At 69.5% G+C, this 1218-nt stretch carries 3 protein-coding genes; all 3 read left to right on the top strand.

Translation table 11 applies throughout. The annotated features are described in order from the left end of the window. The coding region (locus Q0L15_RS16970; protein WP_296605628.1) for an aminotransferase class V-fold PLP-dependent enzyme at nucleotides 1–609 on the top strand (609 nt) is incomplete at its 5' end. 2 nt (nucleotides 610–611) lie between these two features. Beyond that, the gene (gene sufU, locus Q0L15_RS16965) at nucleotides 612–1064 is read left to right on the top strand and encodes a Fe-S cluster assembly sulfur transfer protein SufU (RefSeq protein ID WP_296605631.1); all 453 of its coding nucleotides are present in this window, start codon (nucleotides 612–614) and stop codon (nucleotides 1062–1064) included. Further along, on the top strand, nucleotides 1057–1218 hold a 162-nt coding region (locus Q0L15_RS16960; RefSeq protein ID WP_296605630.1), incomplete at its 3' end, for an iron-sulfur cluster assembly protein. The genes sufU and Q0L15_RS16960, both read left to right, overlap by 8 nt.

Raw genomic sequence — 1218 nt, 5'->3', positions numbered from 1 at the left:
CCGGTGGACGTGGCCGCGACCGGCTGCGACTTCCTGGTCTTCACCGGTCACAAGACGGTCGGACCGACCGGCATCGGTGTGCTGTGGGGACGCGAGGAGCTGCTCAACGAGCTCCCGCCCTTCCACGGTGGCGGCGAGATGATCGAGACCGTGACGATGGCGCGCTCGACGTACGCCAAGGCACCGCATCGCTTCGAGGCCGGCACCCCGCCGATCGTCGAGGCCGTGGGTCTGGGTGCGGCCGTCGACTACCTCGCCCACGTCGGGCTGGACGCCATCCACCGCCACGAGCAGGCCATCACCGCCTACGCTCTCGAAGGGCTCGCGACCGTGCCGGGCCTGACGGTGCTCGGTCCGCTCGACGCCACCCGGCGCGGGGGAGCGATCGCCTTCGAGATCGACGGGGTGCACCCCCACGACGTCGCCCAGGTGCTCGACTCGCGCGGCATCGCCGTCCGGGCCGGACATCACTGCGCCAAGCCCGCGCACGCGCGCTTCGGCGTCCAGAGCTCGACGCGGATGTCGTCGTACCTCTACACGACGCCCGCGGAGATCGACGCGCTGGTCGAGGGCCTGGAATACACCCGTTCCTACTTCAAGTTGGGCTGATGATGAGCCACGAACTCGACGCCCTCTACCAGGACATCATCCTCGACCACGCGAAGCGTCGGCTCAACGCCGGCCTGCGCGAGCCGTTCGACGCCGAGGTGCACCACGTCAACCCCACGTGCGGGGACGAGATCACCCTGCGCCTGCAGCTCGACGGCGACGTCGTCCGCGACATCTCCTACGACAACCAGGGCTGCTCGATCTCCACCGCCTCGGCCTCGGTGATGTCCGAGCTGTTGGTCGGCAAGACCGTCGCCGAGGCCGCGCCGGTGCACGACGCCTTCCTCGAGATGATGCGCGGGAAGGGCCAGGTCGAGCCCGACGAGGACGTCCTCGAGGATGCCGTCGCCTTCGCCGGCGCAGCCAAGCTCACCGCACGCGTCAAGTGCGCCCTACTGTCCTGGATGGCCTACCAGGATGCCCTCGCCCGAGCCCAGGAGGACTCGCATGCCTGAGACCAGCTCCATCGACCACGGCGACCTGCCGGTCGTCCCCGAAGCCGGCGGCGTCGGCACCTCGACCGTGTCGGTCGAGGACGTCACCGAGGCGATGAAGGACGTCGTCGACCCCGAGCTCGGCATCAACGTCGTCGACCTCGGCCTGGTCTAC

Source organism: Nocardioides sp. (assembly GCF_024509035.1).
Lineage (GTDB): Bacteria > Actinomycetota > Actinomycetes > Propionibacteriales > Nocardioidaceae > Nocardioides.
Note: the sequence above shows the minus strand (reverse complement) of the source record. Positions and strands in the feature narration are given on the sequence as shown.